Source organism: Pseudoalteromonas sp. Angola-30, from assembly GCF_028599215.1.
In the GTDB taxonomy this organism is placed as follows: Bacteria; Pseudomonadota; Gammaproteobacteria; order Enterobacterales; family Alteromonadaceae; genus Pseudoalteromonas; species Pseudoalteromonas atlantica.
Window position 1 is genome coordinate 1 of record NZ_JAQREI010000092.1, and the last position, 255, is coordinate 255.

The following is a 255-nucleotide window of genomic DNA, read 5'->3' on the forward strand; positions in this document are numbered from 1 at the left end:
TTTGGGGTACGATTCGGTATAATCTGAAGCTTAGAGGCTTTTCCTGGAAGTATGGCATCAGCAACTTCACACCCTTGGGTGCTCGTCTCGTGTCTCAGCCTAACAGCAACCCGGATTTACCTAAGTCACTAGCCTACTCACTTTCACATGGACAACCATCGCCATGCTTGCTTAGCCTTCTCCGTCCCCCCATCGCAATTATACCAAGTACGGAAATATTAATCCGTTTCCCATCGACTACGCCTTTCGGCCTCG

At 49.4% G+C, this 255-nt stretch carries 1 rRNA gene; it reads right to left on the reverse strand.

Annotated features, from left to right (window positions below):
* Positions 1 to 255: ribosomal RNA gene (locus PSH54_RS20870) — 23S ribosomal RNA — on the reverse strand; the annotation flags it as partial.